Annotated in this window: 18 protein-coding genes; 5 read left to right on the top strand and 13 right to left on the bottom strand. The window is 75.8% G+C overall.

Annotated elements, in window-relative coordinates; translation table 11 throughout:
• The first annotated feature begins 162 nt into the window (after window positions 1-162).
• Window positions 163-2,091, top strand: coding sequence for a serine/threonine-protein kinase (locus I4I82_RS34560; protein ID WP_218596227.1), 1,929 nt, complete (start codon window positions 163-165; stop codon window positions 2,089-2,091).
• Window positions 2,092-2,262: 171 nt separating this feature from the next.
• Window positions 2,263-3,861 (top strand): ABC-F family ATP-binding cassette domain-containing protein, encoded by a 1,599-nt coding sequence (locus I4I82_RS28025; RefSeq protein WP_226370287.1) that lies wholly within the window; start codon window positions 2,263-2,265, stop codon window positions 3,859-3,861.
• A gap of 2 nt (window positions 3,862-3,863) precedes the next feature.
• Here I4I82_RS28025 and I4I82_RS28020 read toward each other — a convergent pair whose 3' ends face one another.
• A complete protein-coding gene (locus I4I82_RS28020) occupies window positions 3,864-4,649 on the bottom strand; it encodes a DUF2470 domain-containing protein (RefSeq protein ID WP_218596226.1) in 786 nt (261 codons plus the stop codon).
• A 256-nt stretch (window positions 4,650-4,905) separates the two neighbouring features.
• On the opposite strand from I4I82_RS28020, the gene I4I82_RS28015 reads away from it, so the two are divergent.
• From I4I82_RS28015 to I4I82_RS28005, 3 genes are read left to right on the top strand one after another with little or no spacing between them, the layout of a single operon-like run.
• Window positions 4,906-5,889 (top strand): sensor domain-containing diguanylate cyclase, encoded by a 984-nt coding sequence (locus tag I4I82_RS28015; RefSeq protein ID WP_218593618.1) that lies wholly within the window; start codon window positions 4,906-4,908, stop codon window positions 5,887-5,889.
• Window positions 5,886-6,221, top strand: coding sequence for a YidH family protein (locus I4I82_RS28010; protein WP_218593617.1), 336 nt, complete (start codon window positions 5,886-5,888; stop codon window positions 6,219-6,221). The genes I4I82_RS28015 and I4I82_RS28010 overlap by 4 nt, the downstream gene beginning before the upstream one ends.
• Window positions 6,218-6,529, top strand: a complete 312-nt coding sequence (locus tag I4I82_RS28005; protein WP_218593616.1) for a DUF202 domain-containing protein — start codon at window positions 6,218-6,220, stop codon at window positions 6,527-6,529. Before I4I82_RS28010 ends, I4I82_RS28005 begins: the two co-directional genes overlap by 4 nt.
• A gap of 80 nt (window positions 6,530-6,609) precedes the next feature.
• On the opposite strand, the gene I4I82_RS28000 is transcribed toward I4I82_RS28005, so the two are convergent.
• From I4I82_RS28000 to kdpB, 12 genes are all read right to left on the bottom strand, one after another.
• Window positions 6,610-8,256, bottom strand: coding sequence for a monocarboxylic acid transporter (locus I4I82_RS28000; protein ID WP_218593615.1), 1,647 nt, complete (start codon window positions 8,254-8,256; stop codon window positions 6,610-6,612).
• Window positions 8,253-8,600 carry a DUF485 domain-containing protein gene (locus I4I82_RS27995; RefSeq protein WP_218593614.1) on the bottom strand — a complete coding sequence of 116 codons (348 nt, stop codon included), beginning with the start codon at window positions 8,598-8,600 and terminating at the stop codon, window positions 8,253-8,255. The genes I4I82_RS28000 and I4I82_RS27995 overlap by 4 nt, the downstream gene beginning before the upstream one ends.
• A 135-nt stretch (window positions 8,601-8,735) precedes the next feature.
• Window positions 8,736-10,442 carry a sodium/solute symporter gene (locus I4I82_RS27990; protein ID WP_226370286.1) on the bottom strand — a complete coding sequence of 569 codons (1,707 nt, stop codon included), beginning with the start codon at window positions 10,440-10,442 and terminating at the stop codon, window positions 8,736-8,738.
• 7 nt (window positions 10,443-10,449) lie between these two features.
• The gene (locus tag I4I82_RS27985) at window positions 10,450-10,797 is read right to left on the bottom strand and encodes a hypothetical protein (RefSeq protein WP_218593613.1); all 348 of its coding nucleotides are present in this window, start codon (window positions 10,795-10,797) and stop codon (window positions 10,450-10,452) included.
• The gene (locus tag I4I82_RS27980; protein ID WP_218593612.1) at window positions 10,794-11,561 is read right to left on the bottom strand and encodes a LytR/AlgR family response regulator transcription factor; all 768 of its coding nucleotides are present in this window, start codon (window positions 11,559-11,561) and stop codon (window positions 10,794-10,796) included. The genes I4I82_RS27985 and I4I82_RS27980 overlap by 4 nt, the downstream gene beginning before the upstream one ends.
• On the bottom strand, window positions 11,558-12,628 hold the full coding sequence (locus I4I82_RS27975; protein ID WP_218596225.1) for a sensor histidine kinase: 1,071 nt from the start codon (window positions 12,626-12,628) through the stop codon (window positions 11,558-11,560). Before I4I82_RS27975 ends, I4I82_RS27980 begins: the two co-directional genes overlap by 4 nt.
• Window positions 12,629-12,762: 134 nt before the next feature.
• On the bottom strand, window positions 12,763-12,963 hold the full coding sequence (locus I4I82_RS27970; RefSeq protein WP_218594555.1) for a hypothetical protein: 201 nt from the start codon (window positions 12,961-12,963) through the stop codon (window positions 12,763-12,765).
• 76 nt (window positions 12,964-13,039) lie between these two features.
• Window positions 13,040-13,777: an alpha/beta fold hydrolase gene (locus tag I4I82_RS27965; RefSeq protein WP_226370285.1), complete on the bottom strand. Its 738-nt coding sequence runs from the start codon at window positions 13,775-13,777 to the stop codon at window positions 13,040-13,042.
• A gap of 16 nt (window positions 13,778-13,793) precedes the next feature.
• The gene (locus I4I82_RS27960; RefSeq protein WP_218594553.1) at window positions 13,794-14,474 is read right to left on the bottom strand and encodes a response regulator; all 681 of its coding nucleotides are present in this window, start codon (window positions 14,472-14,474) and stop codon (window positions 13,794-13,796) included.
• Complete coding sequence (locus tag I4I82_RS27955; protein WP_218596224.1) at window positions 14,471-17,011, bottom strand: sensor histidine kinase; 2,541 nt, start codon at window positions 17,009-17,011, stop codon at window positions 14,471-14,473. Before I4I82_RS27955 ends, I4I82_RS27960 begins: the two co-directional genes overlap by 4 nt.
• A 103-nt stretch (window positions 17,012-17,114) precedes the next feature.
• Window positions 17,115-17,741: a potassium-transporting ATPase subunit C gene (locus I4I82_RS27950; protein ID WP_218596223.1), complete on the bottom strand. Its 627-nt coding sequence runs from the start codon at window positions 17,739-17,741 to the stop codon at window positions 17,115-17,117.
• Window positions 17,741-19,768, bottom strand: a complete 2,028-nt coding sequence (gene kdpB / locus I4I82_RS27945; protein ID WP_226370284.1) for a potassium-transporting ATPase subunit KdpB — start codon at window positions 19,766-19,768, stop codon at window positions 17,741-17,743. Before kdpB ends, I4I82_RS27950 begins: the two co-directional genes overlap by 1 nt.
• Window positions 19,769-19,783: the final 15 nt, after the last annotated feature.

The following is a 19,783-nucleotide window of genomic DNA, read 5'->3' as shown; positions in this document are numbered from 1 at the left end:
CCGCTCGACCGGGTCGGGCGAGAGTGCCGTTCGCGCGCGGGCGCCTCGGCCGCACCCGGCCCGGTGGCCGTAGGCTCGGCGGGGACCGGCCCTCGGTGGCCGTGCAGGTCCGCGCCCGCCCCCGGACGGCGCGCACGAGAGCGAGGGGAGGGCGGGGCCCCGGTGCCGCAGCAGCAGGGCGCAGCGGCGGGATGGGTCGGGCACGTGCTGGCCGGCCACCGCATCGACGCGCTCGTCGGTGAGGGCGGGATGGGCGTGGTCTACCGCGCCACGCACCTCAACCTCCGGCGCACGGTCGCGCTCAAGGTTCTGTCCCCCGCGCTCGCCGCCGACCTCGAGTACCGCAGGCGGTTCGAGCGCGAGGCCACCATCGCCGCCAGCCTCGAGCACCCGGCCGTCGTCCCGATCTACGACGCCGGCCACGCCAACGGCGTGCTGTTCCTGTCGATGCGCTTCATCGAGGGCGACGACCTCGGCGCCGTGCTGCAGCGCGAGGGCCCGCTCGACGTCACCCGGCTGTGCGCGCTGCTCGGGCCGGTGGCCGACGCGCTGGACGCCGTGCACGAGGCCGGCCTGGTGCACCGCGACGTGAAGCCCGGCAACGTCCTCATCTCGCGGCCGGGGCGCTCGCGGTCGGGGCAGGTGTACCTGTGCGACTTCGGCATCGCGCGCGGGCGCACCGACCCGGGCAGCGACATCACCGCGGCCGGCCGCTACCTCGGGACCCTCCAGTACTCCTCGCCCGAGCAGATCCAGGGCAAGTGGATCGACGGCCGCTCCGACCAGTACGGGCTCGCGTGCCTGGTCCACCGCGGGCTCACCGGGCAGGTGCCCTACCCGCGCGACGACACCGCCGCCGTCATCTACGCCCACCTCGCCGCCGACCCGCCGCGCCCGAGCCTGCTGCGCCCCGACCTGCCCCCCGCCGTCGACGACGTGCTCGCCCGCGCCGCCGCGAAGGACCCGGCCCGGCGGTTCGACAGCTGCGCGGCGTTCGTCGCGGCGCTCGCGGCGGCGGCCACCGCCCCGCCGTCGCGCCCGCGGCCCTCCCCCGGCCCCCGCCGCCCGGCAGCGCCGGAGGTGCCGCCCGAGCCCGTGGCCCCGACGCGGCGCGCGCTGCGGCCCACGCGGCCGCTCCCGGTGCCGGTGCCGGGGGCCCCGCCCGAACCCGCGCAGCAGGCATCCGCGCAGCAGGCACCCGCGAAGCCAGAACCCGCGCAGGCGGAACCGGAGCAGCCGCCCGCCGCCGTCCCCGGGCCCCGGCACGCCGCGCCCGACCCCGTGCCGGTGGCGCCCGCCCCGGCCGCCGCGGCTCCCAAGCCCGTCGCCCCCGAGCCCGTCGAGCCCGAGCCCGTCGAGCCCGAGCCCGTCGAGCCCGAGCCCGTCGAGCCCGAGCCCGTCGAGCCCGAGCCCGTCGCCTCCGAGCCCGTCGTCCCCGCACCGCCTGCCGTCCCCGCCCCCGTCGACGTCCGCGCCGAGCGCGGCACCGACGACACCTCGGTCACCGTCACCTGGACGCCGGGCGACGACCGGGACGTCGAGTACAAGGTCAGCCGCCTGTGCCCCGACGGCCGGTGGCACGTCGTCGGCCGTACCCGGACCACGGGCCTCATCGACGGCGCACCGGCCGCCGATTCCGACGTCCCCGTCTACGCCGTCGTCGCGCGGGTCGGCAGCGAGGTGTCGGCGCAGGCGGTGTCCGAGGAGGTGGTCCCCGACGAGGCGCAGCAGGAGCAGCCGCAGCGGCCCGCGCCCGCTCCGTCGCCCGACGTGACCGACCCCGGCGGGATCCCCGCGGTCACCGATCTGGCCGTCTCCGCCCCCGGCACCCTCGTGCTCACCTGGCCCGACGGCGTCACCGAGGCGATGGTCGTGGTCCGCCGTGACCAGCCGCCGCTGTCCCCCGGCGACCCGGCCGCCACCACCTGGAAGATCACGAACATGCGCTACCAGCTCGACGGCGGGCTGCTGCTGCCCGCGTCGGTGCCGCGGCCCTGCCACGTCGCCGTGGCGTCGTGCCGCCGCGAGCGCGGCGCCCTCGTAGTGGCCCCCGGGTTCGGGCCGGGAGCGCGCGCCCGCGTCCCCGGCTGAAACCCGTTGCGGGCGGCCCTATCGTGGTTCCCGTGCAGCAGCTCTTCTTCCTCTGAGGGGCGGCCCCTCGGCGGCCCCACCCGGTTCCCCGGGTCCGGGCCCGGCCGAGCGCGTCCGCACCCGACCGCACACCCGGGCCCCGACCGACGGGCCCGTCCCCGGAGGAACCCCGTGCCCAGCACCGGCCTACCCAGCACCACCCTGCCCGCGCGCGCCCGCGCCCACCTCGGCGCGTCCGACGTCCACCTCGCCCGCGGCGGGCGACCTGTCCTGACCGGCGTCGACCTGGCCGTCTCCCCCGGCGACCGGCTCGCCGTCGTCGGGGAGAACGGCCGCGGCAAGACCACCCTGCTCGAGGTGCTGACCGGCGCCCTGGTGCCCGACCGCGGCACCGTGCGCCGCGTCGGCACCCTCGGCGCGGCCGCGCAGGAGATCCCCGCCGCCGGGCGGACGGTCGGCGACCTCGTCGACGTCGGGATGGCCGCGGTCCGCCGCGCCCTGCAGGAGCTCGACGAGGCCACCACCGCCCTCGCCGACGGCCTCCCCGACGCCGAGCAGCGCTACGCCGACGCGCTGACGGCCGCCGAGGCCCACGACGCCTGGGACGCCGACCGCCGCGTCGAGGTCTCCCTGGCCGCGCTCGGTGCCGCCACCGACCGGGAGCGCCCGCTCGCGACGCTGTCGGTCGGGCAGCGCCACCGCGTCCGGCTGGCCTGCCTGCTCGGTGCGGGCCACGACCTGCTGCTGCTCGACGAGCCCACCAACCACCTCGACGCCACCGGGCTCGACCACCTCACCGCGCGGCTGCGGACCCACCCCGGCGGGCTGGTGCTGGTCAGCCACGACCGCGCCCTGCTCGCCGACGTCGCCACCGCGGTGCTCGACCTCGACCCCGGCCGCGACGGCCGGCCCCGCACCCACGGCGGCGGCTGGGCCGGGTTCCGCGCCGGGCGCACCGCCGAGCGGGAGCGCTGGGAGGCCGAGCACCGCGACCAGGTCCGCCACGGCGAGCGCCTCGCACGCGACCTCACCGCCGCGCAGGACCGGCTGTCGACCGGGTGGCGGCCCGACAAGGGCACCGGCAGGCACACCCGGGCGACTCGGGCCCCGGCCCTGGTCCGCGCGGTGCACCGGCGGGCCGACGACCTCGCGGCGCACCGGGTCGCGGTGCCCGAGCCGCCGCTGCGGTTCGCCGCGCCCGACCTGCCGGCGCGGGAGGGCTGGGTGCTCAAGGCCGAGGACGTGACGCTGCCGGGCCGGCTCGCCGGGACGTGCACCGTGCTCCTCGGGTCGGGCGACCGGCTGGTGGTGACCGGCGCCAACGGCACGGGCAAGTCGAGCCTGCTCGCCGTGCTCGCCGGGACGCTCGCCCCGGCGTCGGGGCGGGTGCGCCACGGCGGGCGGGTCGGCCTGCTCGCGCAGGAGTCGCCGCCCCCGTCGCGGCGCCGGGCCGCCGACGTGCACCGCGCCGCCACCCGCGGCGAGGGGCCCTCGCTCGCCTCGCTGGGCCTGCTGTCCGCCCGCGACGCCGAGCAGCCGGTCGCGGAGCTGTCGGTGGGGCAGCAGCGGCGCCTCGACCTCGCGGTCGTGCTCGCCGCCCGCCCGCACGTCCTGCTGCTCGACGAACCGACCAACCACCTGTCCCCCGCGCTGATCGACGAGCTGACCGAGGCGCTGGGCGCCACGCGGGCGGCGGTCGTCGTCGCCACGCACGACCGGCAACTGCGGCGCGACACGGCCGACTGGCCCGTGCTGGAGCCGGCCCGGTAGCGCTACGGCGCGTCGGGGAGGGCAGCGTCACGCCGCGGGCACCCCGTCACCTGCGCGGCCCGGCACGCGAGCTCCCGCATCGCTGCGGGGAGCTCCGCCGGACCGCGCAGGGCCGCGGGGAAGTCGAGTCGGGTGAGCGTCGTGCCCGCGGGCGAGTCGACGCGCAGCGTCAGCCCGTAGCGGTCGACCCGCACCGGCGCGAGGGCGCGCACGTGCTCCAGCAGCGCCGGGTCCAGCAGGAACGCGAGGCGGGCCACGTCGTCGGGGTGGTCGTGGAGCAGGTGGGTGACGACCTCGTCGGAGTCGGCGGCGAGCGGGTCGGACTCCGCCGCGGCGGAGGCGGCCGGGTCGACGGACCGCCCGTCGAGGTCGAGCGCGGCGGGGTGGAACCGCAGCAGCGCCGACGCGTCGGGGCGCAGCACGACGTCGGGCCGGGCGGGGTGGGCGCGGAGCACGACCTCCAACGCCGCCTCGACGTCCTCGGCGAGCTCCAGCAGGCCCCGCGCCGCGAGCGCGTGCAGGACGCGGTCGGCGGCGGGCACGGGGCTGAGCAGGGCGGCGTCGACGGAGCACGGCCCGTGCTCGGGCGTTCCGGGCCGGCACAGGTCGTGCACCAGCGGGCCGTCGGCGGCGACGAGCAGCACCACCGACCCGTCGACGTCGACGCCGCGGACGGCGACGAGCTCCTCGGCGCCGCTCGTCCGCACGGCGAGCAGCGGGGCGTGTCCGAGCGCGGTGCGGGACAGCTCGGCCGGGCCGGGCCCGGACCGGGAGCGGGATCCGATCACCGCCACCTCCTTAGGGTTGCCTAACAATATCGGCCGGAACCCGGAAGGAGAAGTACTTGCCGCGATATTGAGGGTAGGCTAACCTCGTACTCGTTGCTTCGTGGTGGGAGCAGCGCGTCAGTTCGGGACATCTCGGGGCCCGGCCCATCCAGGCCGGGCCCTGAGGCGTTGCTGCACCCGGACACGCCCCGCCCTTCCCCCGAACAGGTCAACGGGCCGCGCCTATGCTGTGCGGACGCACCGACCGGAGGGGACCATGGATCCGGACACCCCGTTCGTCGCGGCGCAGCTGCGCCCCGCCCGCACGTTCGACGCCGCGTGCGCCACCGTCGTCGAGTACCTCTCCCGCGCCGTGCCGATGGGCATGTGGGCCGTCAGCCGGGTCGTCGACGGCCGCCAGATCATGCTCGCCCTCGACGCGCCCGCCTACGGGATGCCGCAGGGTACCGAGTTCCCGTACGCCACGTCGTTCTGCCGGACGATGGTCACCGGCGAGACCCCACGCATCGCGCCGGACGTCTCGCGCGTGCCGGAGTACGCACGGGCGGCCGGGATCGTCGCGCCGGACGTCGTCGTCGGCGCCTACGTGGGCACACCGATCGTCCGGCCGGACGGCGCCCTGTTCGGCACGGTCTGCGGCTACGACCCCGAGAGCAAGCCCGAGTCGCTGCACGAGATCCGCCCGCTGCTCGACCTGCTCTCCAGCATGCTCTCGGCCGTGCTGGAGGCCGACGAGCTGGCCACGGCCACCGCGCGCGAGCTGGAGCTCGCCCGGCGCGAGGCCGACACCGACGCCCTCACCGGCCTGCTCAACCGCCGCGGCTGGGACCGGTTCCTGTCCACCGAGGAGCTGCGCCACCGCCGCTTCGGCGACCCGGCGTGCGTCGTCGTCATGGACCTCGACCACCTCAAGACCGTCAACGACACCCGGGGTCACGACGCGGGCGACGACTACATCCGCCGGGCCGCCGCGGCGCTCGCCCGCTGCGTCCGCGGCGGCGACGTCCTGGCGCGCCTGGGCGGCGACGAGTTCGGGATGCTCGCCGTCGGGGCCACCGTCACGCAGACCGTGGAGCTGGTCGAGCGGATGGAGAGCGCGCTGGAGGCCGCCGGGGTGTCGGGGTCGTTCGGGCACGCGCCCTACAGCGTGGTCGCCGGGCTTCCCGGCGCCTGGCAGGCCGCCGATCAGGCGATGTACGAGCGCAAGCGGCTGCGGCGGGCCACCCGCGAGCCCGCGTGAGCGCACCGGACGCCCGGTTCACCCTGGCCAACGAACGCACCTTCCTGGCCTGGCTGCGCACGTCGCTCGCGCTCGTGGCGGGCGGGATCGCCGTGGTCGCGCTGGTGCCGGAGTTCGGGGTGGCGGGCGCGCGGCACGTCGTCGGCGTGGTGCTGGCCGCGCTGGGCGTCGCCGTCGCCGGCGGGGCGGTGCTGCGCTGGCACCGCGTGCAGGCCGCGATGGAGCGGGGCGACGACCTGCCGCCCACCCGCATGCCGCTGCTGCTGGGCTGCGCGCTGGCCGCGCTCGGGCTCGCGGTGGCGGTGGTGCTCGCCGTCGGCGGCGCGGGGTGACCGGTCCCCCGGCGCTGCAGGCCGAGCGCACCGCCCTGGCCTGGGAGCGCACCGCGCTGGCGGTGCTGGCGAGCGGGGTCCTGCTGGTGCTGCGCCACCTCGGCGCCCCCGGGTCGGGCGCGCTCGCGCTCGGCGTCCTCGGGCTGGTGCTCGCGCTGCTGGTGGCCGTGCTCGGCGCCCGGCGCTCGCGGCGGGTGCTCGCCGACCCGGGCGCCCCGGCGCGCACGGCGGTCCTCGTCGCCGGCGCGTCGGTCGTGCTGTTCGGGAGCGCCGTGCTGGTGGCGGTCGTGACCGGGGCGCTGCCGTGATCCCCCTGCCGTGACGAGCGAACGGCCCTCCCGCCCGGTCGAGCTGGGCGGAAGGGCCGTTCGTGCGAGGCGGAGTGGCGCTAGTGCACGACCGACTTCTCGACGCCCACCCCGGTGAGGGAGCGGACGGACATCTCGGAGACCTTGTCGGCGTTCGGGGTCTCCTTGCTCAGCACGGTGCCGAGGTAGCCGAGCAGGAACGACAGCGGGATCGAGACGATGCCCGGGTTGTCGAGCGGGAACCAGCTGAAGTCCACGCCCTGCAGCATCGACGCGCTGCGCCCCGTCGCGGGGTCGACGGGCTTGCCCGAGACGACCGGCGAGAAGACGATCAGCAGCACGGTGACGCCGAGGCCGCCGTAGATGCTCCACAGCGCGCCCTGGGTGTTGAAGCGCTTCCAGAACAGCGAGTAGAGGATCGTCGGCAGGTTCGCCGAGGCGGCGACCGCGAAGGCCAGCGCCACGAGGAACGCGATGTTCTGGCCGTTGGCGAGGATGCCGCCCAGGATCGCGACGATGCCGATGACGACCGCCGTGATGCGGGCGATCTTCACCTCCTCGTTCGGGTCGGTCAGCTCGCCCTTCTTGATCACGTTGGCGTAGATGTCGTGGGCGAACGACGCCGAGGCGGTGATCGTCAGACCCGCGACGACCGCGAGGATCGTGGCGAACGCGACCGCGGCGATGACGCCCAGGAGCACCGTGCCGCCGAGCTCGTAGGCCAGCAGCGGCGCCGCGGAGTTCGCGCCACCCGGGGCCGCGCGGATCTCCTCGGGGCCGACCAGCGCGCCCGCGCCGTAGCCCAGGACGAGGGTGAAGACGTAGAACAGGCCGATCAGCCAGATCGCCCAGACCACCGAACGGCGGGCCTCCTTGGCCGTGGGCACGGTGTAGAAGCGCATGAGGATGTGCGGCAGGCCGGCGGTGCCGAGCACGAGCGCGAGGCCCAGGGACAGGAAGTCGATCTGGGTGATCGCGGTCTTGCCGTACTGCTTGCCCGGGTTGAGCAGCGCCTCACCGGTCTCGCCGCCGGCGCGGACCGCGTCGGCCAGCACGGCGGAGAAGTTGAAGCCGTAGAGCGCGAGGACCCAGATCGTCATGATGCCGGCGCCCGCGATGAGCAGCACCGCCTTGATGATCTGCACCCAGGTCGTGCCGCGCATGCCGCCGATGAGGACGTAGGCGATCATGACCGCGCCGACGATCGCGATGACGACGCCCTGCATGAACTTGTCGGTCACGTTGAGCAGCAGCGCGACGAGGCCACCGGCACCCGCCATCTGCGCGAGCAGGTAGAAGAACGACACCGCGAGCGTCGACGTGGCCGCGGCGGCGCGGACGGGCCGCTGCCGCATCCGGAACGCCAGGACGTCGCCCATCGTGTACTTGCCGGTGTTGCGCAGGAGCTCGGCGACCAGCAGCAGCGCGACGAGCCAGGCCACCAGGAAGCCGATGGAGTAGAGGAAGCCGTCGTAGCCGTTCAGCGCGATGGCGCCGGCGATGCCCAGGAACGACGCGGCCGAGAGGTAGTCGCCGGAGATGGCGACGCCGTTCTGCGGGCCGGAGAAGCCGCCGCCCGCGGTGTAGAAGTCCGAGGCGCTCGATGTGGCCCGGCGGCTCACGTAGACGACGATCCCGAGCGTGATGACGACGAACAGCCCGAAGATCGTGATGTTGAGGACCGGGTTGCTGCCCTCGACGCCCTGGGCCAGAACGGTGGTGCTCACTTGTCGGCCCCCTGGATGCCCTCGCGGATGGAGCTCGACAGCGGGTCGAGCCGGCGGTCGGCGAACTTCACGTACCAGGCGGTGATCGCGAACGTCGACACGAACTGCAGCAGCCCGAGCAGCAGGCCGAGGTTGATGTTGCCCAGCACCTTGATGGACATGAAGCCCGACGCGTACGTCGCCAGCAGCACGTACAGCACGTACCAGCCCAGGAACAGGCCGGTGACCGGGAAGACGAAACCGCGCAGCCGGCGGCGGAGCTCCTGGAAGTCCGGCTCGGCCTCGATGGCCTGCCAGTCCCGGGTCCCCGTTGCCGGAACCGGATCCGGATCGGTGGTACTCACGGTGCCTCCTCGCACTCGCCCGCACACATGGGCGCCCAGGAAAGCGGTTCCCGCCCTAGCCCGGAAGTGGCGCACGACACAACACCCGCTCGGGCGACGAACGGTCGACGAACGGTTCACGTCGCCGTCCAGCGGTCACGCTCGGTCAGATCGCCGATCACGGTCCCAGGGCCGGGGCCGCGTCTCGTCGAGGTGCAGCCGCAGCATCGCGGCCGCGGCCCACGCCGGCGGGTGCCCGCGCAGCGACACCAGCACCATCGTCGTGAAGGCCAGCGGCACCGACCACAGCGCGGGCTGGCCGAGCAGGATCGAGGCGATGCCGTCGGGCGAGCCCAGCGTGAGGTCGACGCCGATCACGCCCGCCGACGCCACCAGCCCCACCACCATGCCGACGGCGGCGCCACGCGCGGTGAGCCCGGCCCACCAGATGCCCAGCACCAGCAGCGGGCAGAACGTCGAGGCGGCCACGGCGAAGGCCGACGTCACGAGCACCCCGACGTCGAGGTGCACCGCGGGCAGCGCCAGCGCGACGACGAGCGCGGCCGCGGCGAGCGAGGTCAGCCGCAGCCGCCGCAGGGTCGTGCCGGGCAGCAGGTCGTGCGAGACCGCGCCGGACAGCGCGAGCAGCAGCCCCAGCGACGTGGCGAGGAACGCGGCGAACGCGCCCGCCGTCAGCAGGGCGGTGAACAGGGTGCCCGCGAGCCCGCCGTCGACGCGGGCCGGCAGGGCGACGACGACGGTGTCGGTGCCGCCGGAGAGGTACAGCTCGGGCAGCAGCACCGCGCCGAGCACGCCGTAGACCGCCGGGAACAGGTAGAACGCGCTGAGCAGCGCCACGGTGATCGCCGCGGTGCGCCGCGCGCCGCGCCCGTCGGGGCTGGTGTGGAAGCGCACCAGGATGTGCGGCAGCCCCATCGTCCCGAGGACGGTGGCGACGAGGACCGACAGCGTCGCGAGCACCGGGTAGCCGGCGCCGCCCGGGTCGAGCAGCGGCCGCGACCAGCCCGAACCGCCCGGCGGCACCGCCCCGTCGACGTCGGGGACGTCCGATCCCGCGGCGAAGACCCAGACGCTGCCGCCCTCGACCTCGTAGCGGCCCGGGCCCAGCAGCTCGGGCGTGCGGCCGTCGATCGCGACCGTCGTCGGCTCGGTGACCGACAGCTCCGTGCCGAGGTGGAACTCGACGGGCGTGGTGGCGGCGAACGTCGTGAACTCCACCGGCGACAGCGCCGCGCTGCGGGTCTCGGCGCTCACGCTGAGCACCAGCCAGACCGCCGGGACGACGAACAGCACCATCTTCAGCCCGAACTGGAACGCCTGCACGTAGGTGGCCGCCCGCATCCCGCCGAGCGCGAGCGTGATGCTCACCGCCGCCCCCGCGACGACCACCCCGACCCAGTACGGCGTGCCCGCCACGACGGCGAGCACCTGCCCGGCCGCCTTGAACTGCGGCACCAGGTACAGCGTGGCGATCACCAGCACGACCACGGCCGACAGCCGCCGCAGCCCGGCCGAGCCCAGGCGGGCCTCGGCGAAGTCGGGGACGGTCAGCGCACCGGTGCGCCGCATCGGGGCAGCCACCAGCGCGAGCATCGCGAGGTAGCCCGCGGTGAAGCCGACCGGGTACCACAGCGCCCCGATCCCGTCCTTGACCACGAGCCCGGCGACGCCCAGGAACGACGCCGCCGACAGGTACTCCCCCGACACCGCGGCGGCGTTGAGCGCGGGCGAGATCCGCCGCGAGGCGACCAGGAAGTCCGACGTGCTGCGCATCGCGGCCACGCCGCGCGCGCCGATGAGCAGCGTGGCGAGGACGACCAGGACGATGCCCGCGGCGATCACCGGCGGCTCACCCGTCCTCGGCGTCCTCGGCGCGGCGCAGCTGCCACCCCGCGAGCAGGACCAGCACGGCGTAGGGCAGCACCGCGACCGCCAGCCACGACACCGGCACGCCGAACAGCCGCACGGCGTCCAGCTCCGGGAACGCGGCCAGCACCAGCGGCAGCCCGATGATCAGTCCGGCGAGCCCGGCGACCGCGGCCATGGCCCGGCGCAGCTGCTCGCGGTGCACCCGGCGCGCGCGCTCCATGTCGGGCCCCGCGAGGTGCGGCGGGTCGACGCGGGCCCCCGAGCGGCGGCGCGCGATCACCAGGCGGGTCTGCGGGCTGCTGACGGCGACGCGGCGCTGCTTGGTCACCGTCTGCTGCCGCGGGGGTCGAAGTCGCCGCGGGTGGCCGCCTCGAGCAGCAGCTCGCGCAGCTGCCGGGCGTGGCGGCGGCTCACCGGGACGTCGCCCGCGTCGGTGTGGGCGAGCAGGCCGCCGCTGACGTCGCTGCGCAGCTCGCGCACCGCGGGCACGGCGAGCAGGTAGCTGCGGTGCACCCGCACGAAGCCCGCCGGGGCCCAGTGCTCCTCCAGCCGGGAGATCGGGATGCGCACCAGGTGCCCACCGGTCGTCGTGTGCAGCCGGACGTAGTCGCCCTGCGCCTCGACGAACCGCACGTCGTCGCGCCGGACGAACCGGGTGCGGCCACCCAGCTCGACGGGCACCGCGGCCAGCGCGTCGACCGCCCCGACCGCCTCCGGGTCGGGCGCCGCCGCGGCGGTGAAGCGCCGGACGCGGTCGAGCGCGGCGGCGAGGCGCTCGGGCCCGACCGGCTTGAGCAGGTAGTCGACCGCCCCGATCCCGTACGCCGACGCCGCGTGCTCCTCGAACGCCGTGACGAACACGATCGCCGGCGGGTCGGTCATCCGGGCCAGCAGCGACGCCAGCTCCATGCCGTCCATCGCGGGCATCGAGACGTCGAGGAACACCACGTCGAAGCGGTCGGCCTGGATCCGGCGCAGCGCCTCGACCGGCCCCGGCGCCGTCGCGACCTCCTCGACCCCGGGCGACTCCAGCAGCAGCCGGCGCAGCTCCTCCAGGGCGGGGGCGACGTCGTCGACGGCGAGGACCCTCACGACGCCGCCACGCCCGGCTGGAACCGCGGCACGCGCAGCACCACCTTCGTCCCGGCGCCGTCGGCGGTCTCGACCACGAGCCCGTAGCCCGGCCCGAAGACGCGGCGGAGCCTGCGGTCGACGTTGACCAGCCCGAGGCTGCCCGGGTTGCCCCGCCCGGCCAGCACGGCGGCGGCGTAGGAGGGGTCCATGCCCGGCCCGTCGTCCTCGACGCTGATCACGCACTCGCCCCCCTGTGCCTCCCCGGTGACCTGCACCAGCCCGCCCGGCCCCAGCTCCACCCCGTGCCGCACCGCGTTCTCCACCAGCGGCTGCAGCGCCAGGTAGGGCAGCGCCACCGGCAGGATCTCCGGGGCGATGCGAACCTGAACGCGCAGCCGCTCCCCCAGCACCGCGCGGGCCAGCGCGAGGTAGGCCTCGATGGCGGCGAACTCCCCCGCGACCGTCGTGTAGTCGCCGCTGCGGGCCAGGCTGTGGCGGGTGTAGGCGGCGAAGTCGAGCATCAGCTCGCGCGCCCGCTCGGGGTCGGTGCGCACGAACGAGGCGATCACGGTGAGCGAGTTGTAGACGAAGTGCGGCGAGATCTCCGCACGCAGCGCTCTCAGCTCCGCGGCCTCCGCGATGCCGGCCGAGGCCTCCAGCCGCGCCCGCTCCAGCGACTCCCCCACCCACGCCGCGGCCTCGCGCACCTGCGTGGTGGACAGCCGGCCCTGCACGACGAGCACGCCCGTCAGCTCGTCGCGCGCGTGCACCGGCACGGCGACGAGGTCGGCGCGGCGGTGCCGGGAGTCGGTGCGCAGCACGCCCTCGACCACGGCCACCGCGGCGCGGGGGTCGGACGGTCGCCCGCCCCACACCACCTCGCCCTCGAGTCCGCCGAGGCCGACCGAGGCGACGTCGAGCAGGCGCCGCAGCTCGCGCGCCGCGACGACCGCACCAGGTCCGTCGAGCCCGCCGCGCAGCTCGGCCGCGATGCGCCGGCCCGCCGTGAGCGCGCCGACGGCCTCCGGCCCGGCACCCGTGCGCACGGGCCGCCGCAGCCGCCAGAGGCGGGGCACAGCGAGCATGTCCGCCTCTCCGTCGGGCCCGGACGTGTGACGGCGTGACTCTAACGCGCACGCGGTCACGGGGCTCCGGGCAGACGAAGACCCGGCCACCCCCGCGTACCGCGGGGCCGACCGGGTCTCCCGGAGCGGTGGAGCTAGTCCACGGCCACCCGGTCGTTCGCGTCGAGACCGAGCATCGCCAGCATCTCGGCGCAGTCGTCGACGTCGATCGCACGGCCCGCGACCACGCGCGCGGCACGCCGGTTCTGCAGGTCGTTGCTGGTCTCGTTGGCGGCCTGCGCGGCGGCGAAGCGGCCGCCCTCGTCGTTGGTGGTCGGGCTTCCGGTCCAGCTCACGCGGTGACTCCCTCGTGTTGCGTGCCGCCGGCCCCGATGGGGCCACGTGCACGTCGTGGGAGAACCGTACCCCGGGTTACTCCGGACGGGGTACCCATGCGGCCAGTCGCGGTGCCAGTGCGGTGAACAGCGCCGGATCGTGGACCATCGCCGTGTGGCTGCACGTCACCTCGACGTGCTCGGCGTCCGGGGCGAGGCAGGAGCGCCACCCGACGAGCCCGTCGCTGCGAGAGTAGAGGGCCACCACGGGCATCTCCAGCGGCGCGGTGAGCCCGGCCTCGGTGGCGGCGCGGCAGGTGCCGTCGACGCAGTCGCGCTCCAGGAGCCCGCGCAGCCCGAGGTCCGACAGCGCCATCAGCGCGCGGCACGCGACCGTGACGGCGCCGCGGGTGTCGAGCGGGTCGAGCACCGGCGTGCCCATCATGACCAGGCCGCGCACCAGGTCGGGGCGGCGCACGGCGACCAGGCGCCCGATCCAGCCACCGCGGCTGTGCCCGAGCAGCACCACCGGTCCGCCGGTCGCGGCGGCGTGCTCGGCGACGCGCTGCTCCAGTCGGTCGACGAGGTCGGCGCTGCAGCCCACGTTGATGCCCAGGCCGGCGCCGGCGGGCCGGTAGCCGCGCGAGGCGAGCCAGCCGCGCAGCACCGCCATCGAGGCGTCCGCCCCGCCGAACCCGGGCACGACGACGACGCCGACCCCGCGGCCGTCGACCGGGTCGGGCTCGGTCCACACCGGGTGCCGGCGCGCGCTTCGGCGCCCGACGCCCAGGACCGGGGCGAGCTCGCGCGCGACCAGGGCGAGGGACTCCTTCACTGCGGGCACCCCCCGATCAGACCTCGAACCGGTAGCCCATGCCCGCTTCTGTGATGAAGTGCTCGGGCCGCGACGGGTCGGCCTCCAGCTTGCGGCGCAGCTGCGCGAGGTAGACCCGCAGGTAGTTGGTCTCCTTCCCGTACCCCGGACCCCATACGGCGCGCAGCAGGTCGCGCTGCCCGACGAGCTTGCCGCGGTGGCGCACCAGCAGCTCGAGGATCCCCCACTCGGTCGGCGTCAGGTGCACCTCGGCACCGTCGCGGACGACCTTCTTCGCCGCGAGGTCGACGCGGAACCCCCCGGCGTCGACGACCGGCTCGCCGTCGACGGTCGCCGCCGCCGCCCGCCGCACCGACGCCCGCAGCCGCGCGAGCAGCTCGGCCATCCCGAACGGCTTGGTGACGTAGTCGTCGGCGCCGGCGTCCAGCGCCTGCACCTTGTCGGTCGACCCGTCGCGCGCCGAGAGCACGATGATCGGCACCGGTGTCCAGCCGCGCAGCCCGGCGATGACCTCGGTGCCGTCGAGGTCGGGCAGGCCCAGGTCGAGCACGACGACGTCGGGCGGCCCGTCGGTGGCCGCACGCAGGGCCCCGGCGCCGTCGGAGGCGGTGGTGACGTCGTAGCCGTGCGCGGTGAGGTTGATGCGCAGCGCGCGCAGGATCTGCGGGTCGTCGTCGACGACCAGGACGCGGGTCACGCGAGCGCCGCACGCGTGGGTCGTCGCGCCGCCGGCAGCGCGACGACCAGCGTGAGCCCGCCGCCGGGGGTGTCCTCCGCGGTGAGCGCGCCGCCCATCGCCTCGGTGAACCCGCGCGCGACGCTGAGCCCGAGGCCGACCCCGGCGGAGCGGCGGTCGCCACGGCCCTGGAAGGCGACGAACAGGTCCTCGCGCGCGGTGCCCGGCCCGAGGTCCACGATCCGCAGCTCGACGCGGTCGGCGTGGGTGCTGGCGCGCACGGCCACCGGGGCGCCGCGGGCGTGGCGCAGCGCGTTGTCGACGAGGTTGGCCACGACCCGCTCCAGCAGGCCGGCGTCGGCGGTGACGTCGGGCAGCGCCTCGTCGACCTCCACCTCCACCCGCGACGCCCCCTCCAGCCCGTCCAGCGCGCGCACCACGACCTCGTCGTACCCGACGGGCGCCAGCAGCGGGGCGACCGCGCCGGCGGCGAGGCGGGAGGAGTCGAGCAGGTTGTCGACGAGCGCGGTGAGCCGGTCGGCCGACTCCTCGACGGTGGCGGCCAGCTCGGCCCGGTCGACGGCCGAGAGCAGCAGGCGCTCGTCGCGCAGGCTCCCGGCGGCGGCCTTGATCGAGGTCAGGGGCGTGCGCAGGTCGTGACCGACGGCCGAGAGCAGCGCGCCGCGCATCTCGGTGGCCTCGGCGCGGCGGCGGGCGGCCGCGGCGTCGGCGGCGTCGCGCTGGCTGCGCAGGGCGAGCAGCGCCTGCCCGCCGACGGTCTCCAGCAGCCGCCGGTCGGCCGCGGGCAGCGCCCGCCCGTGCCCGACCAGGTGCAGTCCGGTCTCCACGGCGACGTCGACGTCCCACGAGCCGGGGTGCCCGTCCCCCGCGGGCGGCCCGACGCCCGCGACCCGTCGCCACTCCCCCGCCGCCTGCCCCCCCGCGTGCTCCAGCACCGCCACCGACGTCAGCCCGAACGCGTCGGACACCTTCTCCAGCAGGCGCGGCAGCGGGTCGGTGCGGGTGAGCACGGTGCGCGAGAACGACGCCAGCAGCGCCGCCTCGGTGCGCAGCCGCTCGGCCTGCTCGGTGCGCCGCGCGGCCCGGTCGACGACCAGCGCGACGAGGACGGCGACCACCACCATCGCCACGATCGTCACCGCGTTCTCCGGCTGCGCGATGGTCAGGCTGCCGGTGGGCGGGGTGAGGAAGAAGTTGAGCATCAGCCCGCCGGCGACCGCGGCGAGCACCGCCGGGCCCAGCCCGCCGACCAGCGCGACCACGACCGTCGCCAGGAAGAACAGGACGACGTCGGTGGAGAGGTCGACGAGGTCGAGCAGCAGCAGCCCGAGCACCGTGGCCAGCGCGGGCAGTACGAGCGCCAGCCCGAAGCCGACGCCCCCGCGCCGGCCGGGCACCCGCAGGCGCGGCCCCGGCGTCCGGAACCCGCGCCCGCCCGCCTCGGGATGGGTGACCATGTGGACGTCGATCGGGCCGGACTCCTGCACGACCCGCGTGCCGATCCCCTCGTCGAACGCGCGGGCCAGGCGCGATCGCCGCGACGTGCCGAGGACGAGCTGGGTGGCGTTGACGCCCCGGGCGAACTCGAGCAGCGACGCCGGCACCCCGCCGTCGCCGGAGCCGCCGACGACGCTGTGGAAGGAGGCGCCCACGTCGTCGGCCAGGGTGCGCAGCCGCGCCAGGGCGCCGACCGGGGCACCTGCGAGGCCGTCGCCGCGCAGCACGTGCACGCAGACCAGCTCGGCCGACCCGGCGCGCTGGGCGATCCGCGCGGCCCGGCGCAGCACCGTCTCGCTCTCCGGGCCGCCGGTGAGGGCGACGACGACGCGCTCGCGCGTCTCCCAGGTGTCGGTGACGCCGCGGTCGGTGCGGTGGCGCTGCAGCGCGACCTCGACCTGGTCGGCCACCCACAGCAGCGCCAGCTCACGCAGGGCGATGAGGTTGCCGGGCCGGAAGTAGTTCGACAGGGCCGCGTCGACCTTCTCCGCCGCGTACACGTTGCCGTGCGCCATGCGGCGGCGCAGCGCCTCCGGGGTGATGTCGACGAGCTCGATCTGCTCGGCCCGGCGCACCACCTCGTCGGGCACGGTCTCGCGCTGGCGGACCCCGGTGATGCGCTCGACGACGTCGCGGAGCGACTCCAGGTGCTGCACGTTGACCGTCGTGAGGACGTCGATGCCGGCGTCGAGCAGCGCGGCGACGTCCTGGCAGCGCCGCGCGTGGCGGGAGCCGGGGGCGTTGGTGTGGGCCAGCTCGTCGACGACGGCGACCTCGGGCCGGCGGGCCAGCACGGCGTCGACGTCCATCTCCTCCAGGACGGTGCCGCGGTGCACCATCCGGCGGCGCGGCACGACCTCGATGCCCTCCACCAGCTCCGCGGTGCGGGCGCGGCCGTGGGTCTCGACGAGCCCGATGACGACGTCGGTGCCGCGCTGGAGGCGCCGGTGGGCCTCGCCGAGCATCGCGAAGGTCTTGCCGACCCCCGGTGCCGCGCCGAGGTAGATCCGCAGCTCGCCGCGCTCACCCACGTGGACCATCCTCCTCTCCTGCTTCCGGTCCGGTGCAGGCTCCCGCCCCGTTGCAGGAAAGCCACGTTCCTGCCCTCAGAGGGCGGGAACGTGGCTTTCCTGACCCTCCCGGTCAGCCCCGCCGCGCCCCCGCCACCGCCAGGTTCAGCTCCGTCACATTCACCGCGGGCTCCCCGAGGAACCCCAGCGCCCGGCCGTGCGTGTGTTCGGCGACCAGGGCGCGCACCTCGTCCTCGGACAGCCCCGTCACCCGCGCCACCCGCGCCACCTGCAGGGCGGCGTAGGCGGGGCTGATGCCCGGGTCGATCCCCGAGGCCGAGCTGGACACCGCGTCCACCGGCACCGCGGCGACGTCGACGCCCTCGCGCGCCGCGACCGCCTCCCGCCGCGCCGCGACCGTTGCCACCAGCCCGTCGTCGAAGCCGCCGAGGTTGGCGCCCGCCGACGTCGACGGGTCGCCCGGGTCCAGGCCCAGGCCGTCCTGCGCCGTGGCCGAGGGCCGGGTGTGGAAGAAGGGGTCGGCGGCCGGGTCGGCGGCGACCGGGTCGATCCCGATCAGCGACGACCCGACGGCCGTGCCGTCCGCGGAGCGCAGGATCGAGCCCTCCGCGGGCCCCGACAGCCCCGGCAGGCGCGAGACCAGCCAGATCCCCAGCGGGTAGACGAGCCCGAGCAGCAGGGTCAGGACGAGCAGCACGCGGACGGCGGCCGCGGACTGGCGGGCGATGGTGGTGAGCATCAGATCCCCGGGACGAGGCGGACGAGCAGGTCGATGAGGAAGATCCCGGCGAACGGCGTGACGACGCCGCCCAGCCCGTAGATCAACAGGTTGCGGCGCAACAGGTCCACCGCACCGGTGGGGCGGTAGCGCACGCCGGTCAGCGCCAGCGGGATCAGCGCGACGATGACCAGCGCGTTGAAGATCACCGCCGACAGGATCGCCGACTGCGGTGTGGCCAGCGCCATGACGTCGAGCCGGTCGAGCTGCGGGTACAGCGCCGCGAACATGGCCGGCAGGATCGCGAAGTACTTGGCGAGGTCGTTGGCCACCGAGAACGTCGTGAGCGCGCCGCGGGTGATGAGCAGCTGCTTGCCGATCTCGACGATCTCGATGAGCTTCGTCGGGTCCGAGTCGAGGTCGACCATGTTGCCGGCCTCCTTGGCCGCGGCCGTTCCCGTGTTCATGGCGACGCCGACGTCGGCCTGCGCGAGCGCGGGCGCGTCGTTCGTGCCGTCGCCGGTCATCGCGACCAGCCGCCCGCCCTCCTGCTCCTTCCGGATCAGCGCCATCTTGTCCTCGGGCGTGGCCTCGGACAGCACGTCGTCGACGCCCGCCTCCCGCGCGATGGCCGCCGCGGTGAGCGCGTTGTCGCCGGTGACCATCACCGTGCGGATGCCCATCGCGCGCATCGCCTCGAACCGCGCGCGCATGCCGGGCTTGACGACGTCGGAGAGCCGCACGACGCCCAGCACCCGGCCGCCGTCCGTGACGACCAGCGGCGTCGCGCCCTCGCCTGCGATCCGGTCGACGACCTCCCGCGCCTGCGCCGACGGAGCGTCGACCCGCGCCAGCACCGCCGACGCCGCGCCCTTGCGGATCTCCCGGCCACCGGCGTCGACGCCCGACATCCGGGTCTGCGCGGTGAACGGGACGAACCGCAGCACGGCCTCCTGCGCCGTCGCCTCGGCGGGCAGACCGTGCTCGGCCGCGCACAGCGCGACGATCGAGCGGCCCTCGGGTGTCGTGTCGGCCAGGCTGGAGAGCCGGGCCGCGGCGGCGAGCTCCGCGGGCGGCGTCCCGTCGACGGGCACGAGCTCGGTCGCCCGGCGGCTGCCGAAGGTGATCGTGCCGGTCTTGTCGAGCAGCAGCGTGTCGACGTCGCCCGCGGCCTCCACAGCCCGCCCGGACGTCGCCAGCACGTTGCGCTGCACGAGCCGGTCCATCCCGGCGATCCCGATGGCGGAGAGCAGCGCGCCGATCGTCGTCGGGATCAGGCACACCAGCAGCGCGGTCAGCACGACGAGCGACTGCTCCCGCCCCGAGTACGCCGACATCGGCTGCAGCGCGACGACGGCCAGCAGGAACACGATCGTCAACGCGGACAGCAGGATCGTCAGCGCGATCTCGTTGGGCGTCCTCTGCCGCTGCGCGCCCTCGACCAGCGCGATCATCCGGTCGACGAACGACTCCCCCGGCCGCGTCGTGACCTCCACGACGATCCGGTCCGAGAGCACGGTCGTGCCGGCGGTGACCGACGAGCGGTCGCCCCCGGACTCGCGCACGACCGGCGCGGACTCCCCGGTGATCGCCGACTCGTCGACGGTGGCGATGCCCTCGACGACATCGCCGTCACCGGGCACGAGCTCCCCCGCCTCGACGACGACCCGGTCGCCGATCGTGAGCTGTGTGCCGGGCACCCGCTCCTCGGTGCCGTCGGCCCGCAGCCGCCGCGCGACCGACCCGGTCTTCGTGCGCCGCAGCGCCTCGGCCTGCGCCTTGCCACGGCCCTCCGCCACGGCCTCGGCCAGGTTCGCGAACAGCACGGTGAACCACAGCCACACCGCGATGAGGACGGAGAAGACGCTCGGGTCGAGCACCGTCAGGACGGTGACCAGCACCGACCCGACCCAGACGACGAACATGACGGGGTTGCGCAGCTGCGCGCGCGGGTCGAGCCTGCGCAGCGCCCCGGGCAGGGCGGCCGCGAGCTGCGACGGGGAGAACGCACCCGCCGCGACCGGCGCCTGCTCCCGCCGGTCCTGCACGGGGGGTCCGGGTGT

It is taken from the genome of Pseudonocardia oceani, assembly GCF_019263585.2.
Lineage (GTDB): Bacteria > Actinomycetota > Actinomycetes > Mycobacteriales > Pseudonocardiaceae > Pseudonocardia > Pseudonocardia oceani.
The sequence above is the reverse complement of the archived record's forward strand: the minus strand, read 5'-3'. Positions and strand labels throughout refer to the sequence as shown.

Excerpts from the sequence above, each read along its gene's own strand:
- I4I82_RS28015 (WP_218593618.1), top strand. The coding sequence starts at position 4,906 with ATGGATCCGGACACCCCGTTCGTCGCGGCGCAGCTGCGCCCCGCCCGC.
- I4I82_RS27975 (WP_218596225.1), bottom strand. The coding sequence starts at position 12,628 with ATGCTCGCTGTGCCCCGCCTCTGGCGGCTGCGGCGGCCCGTGCGCACG.
- I4I82_RS27955 (WP_218596224.1), bottom strand. The coding sequence starts at position 17,011 with ATGGTCCACGTGGGTGAGCGCGGCGAGCTGCGGATCTACCTCGGCGCG.
- I4I82_RS27950 (WP_218596223.1), bottom strand. The coding sequence starts at position 17,741 with ATGCTCACCACCATCGCCCGCCAGTCCGCGGCCGCCGTCCGCGTGCTG.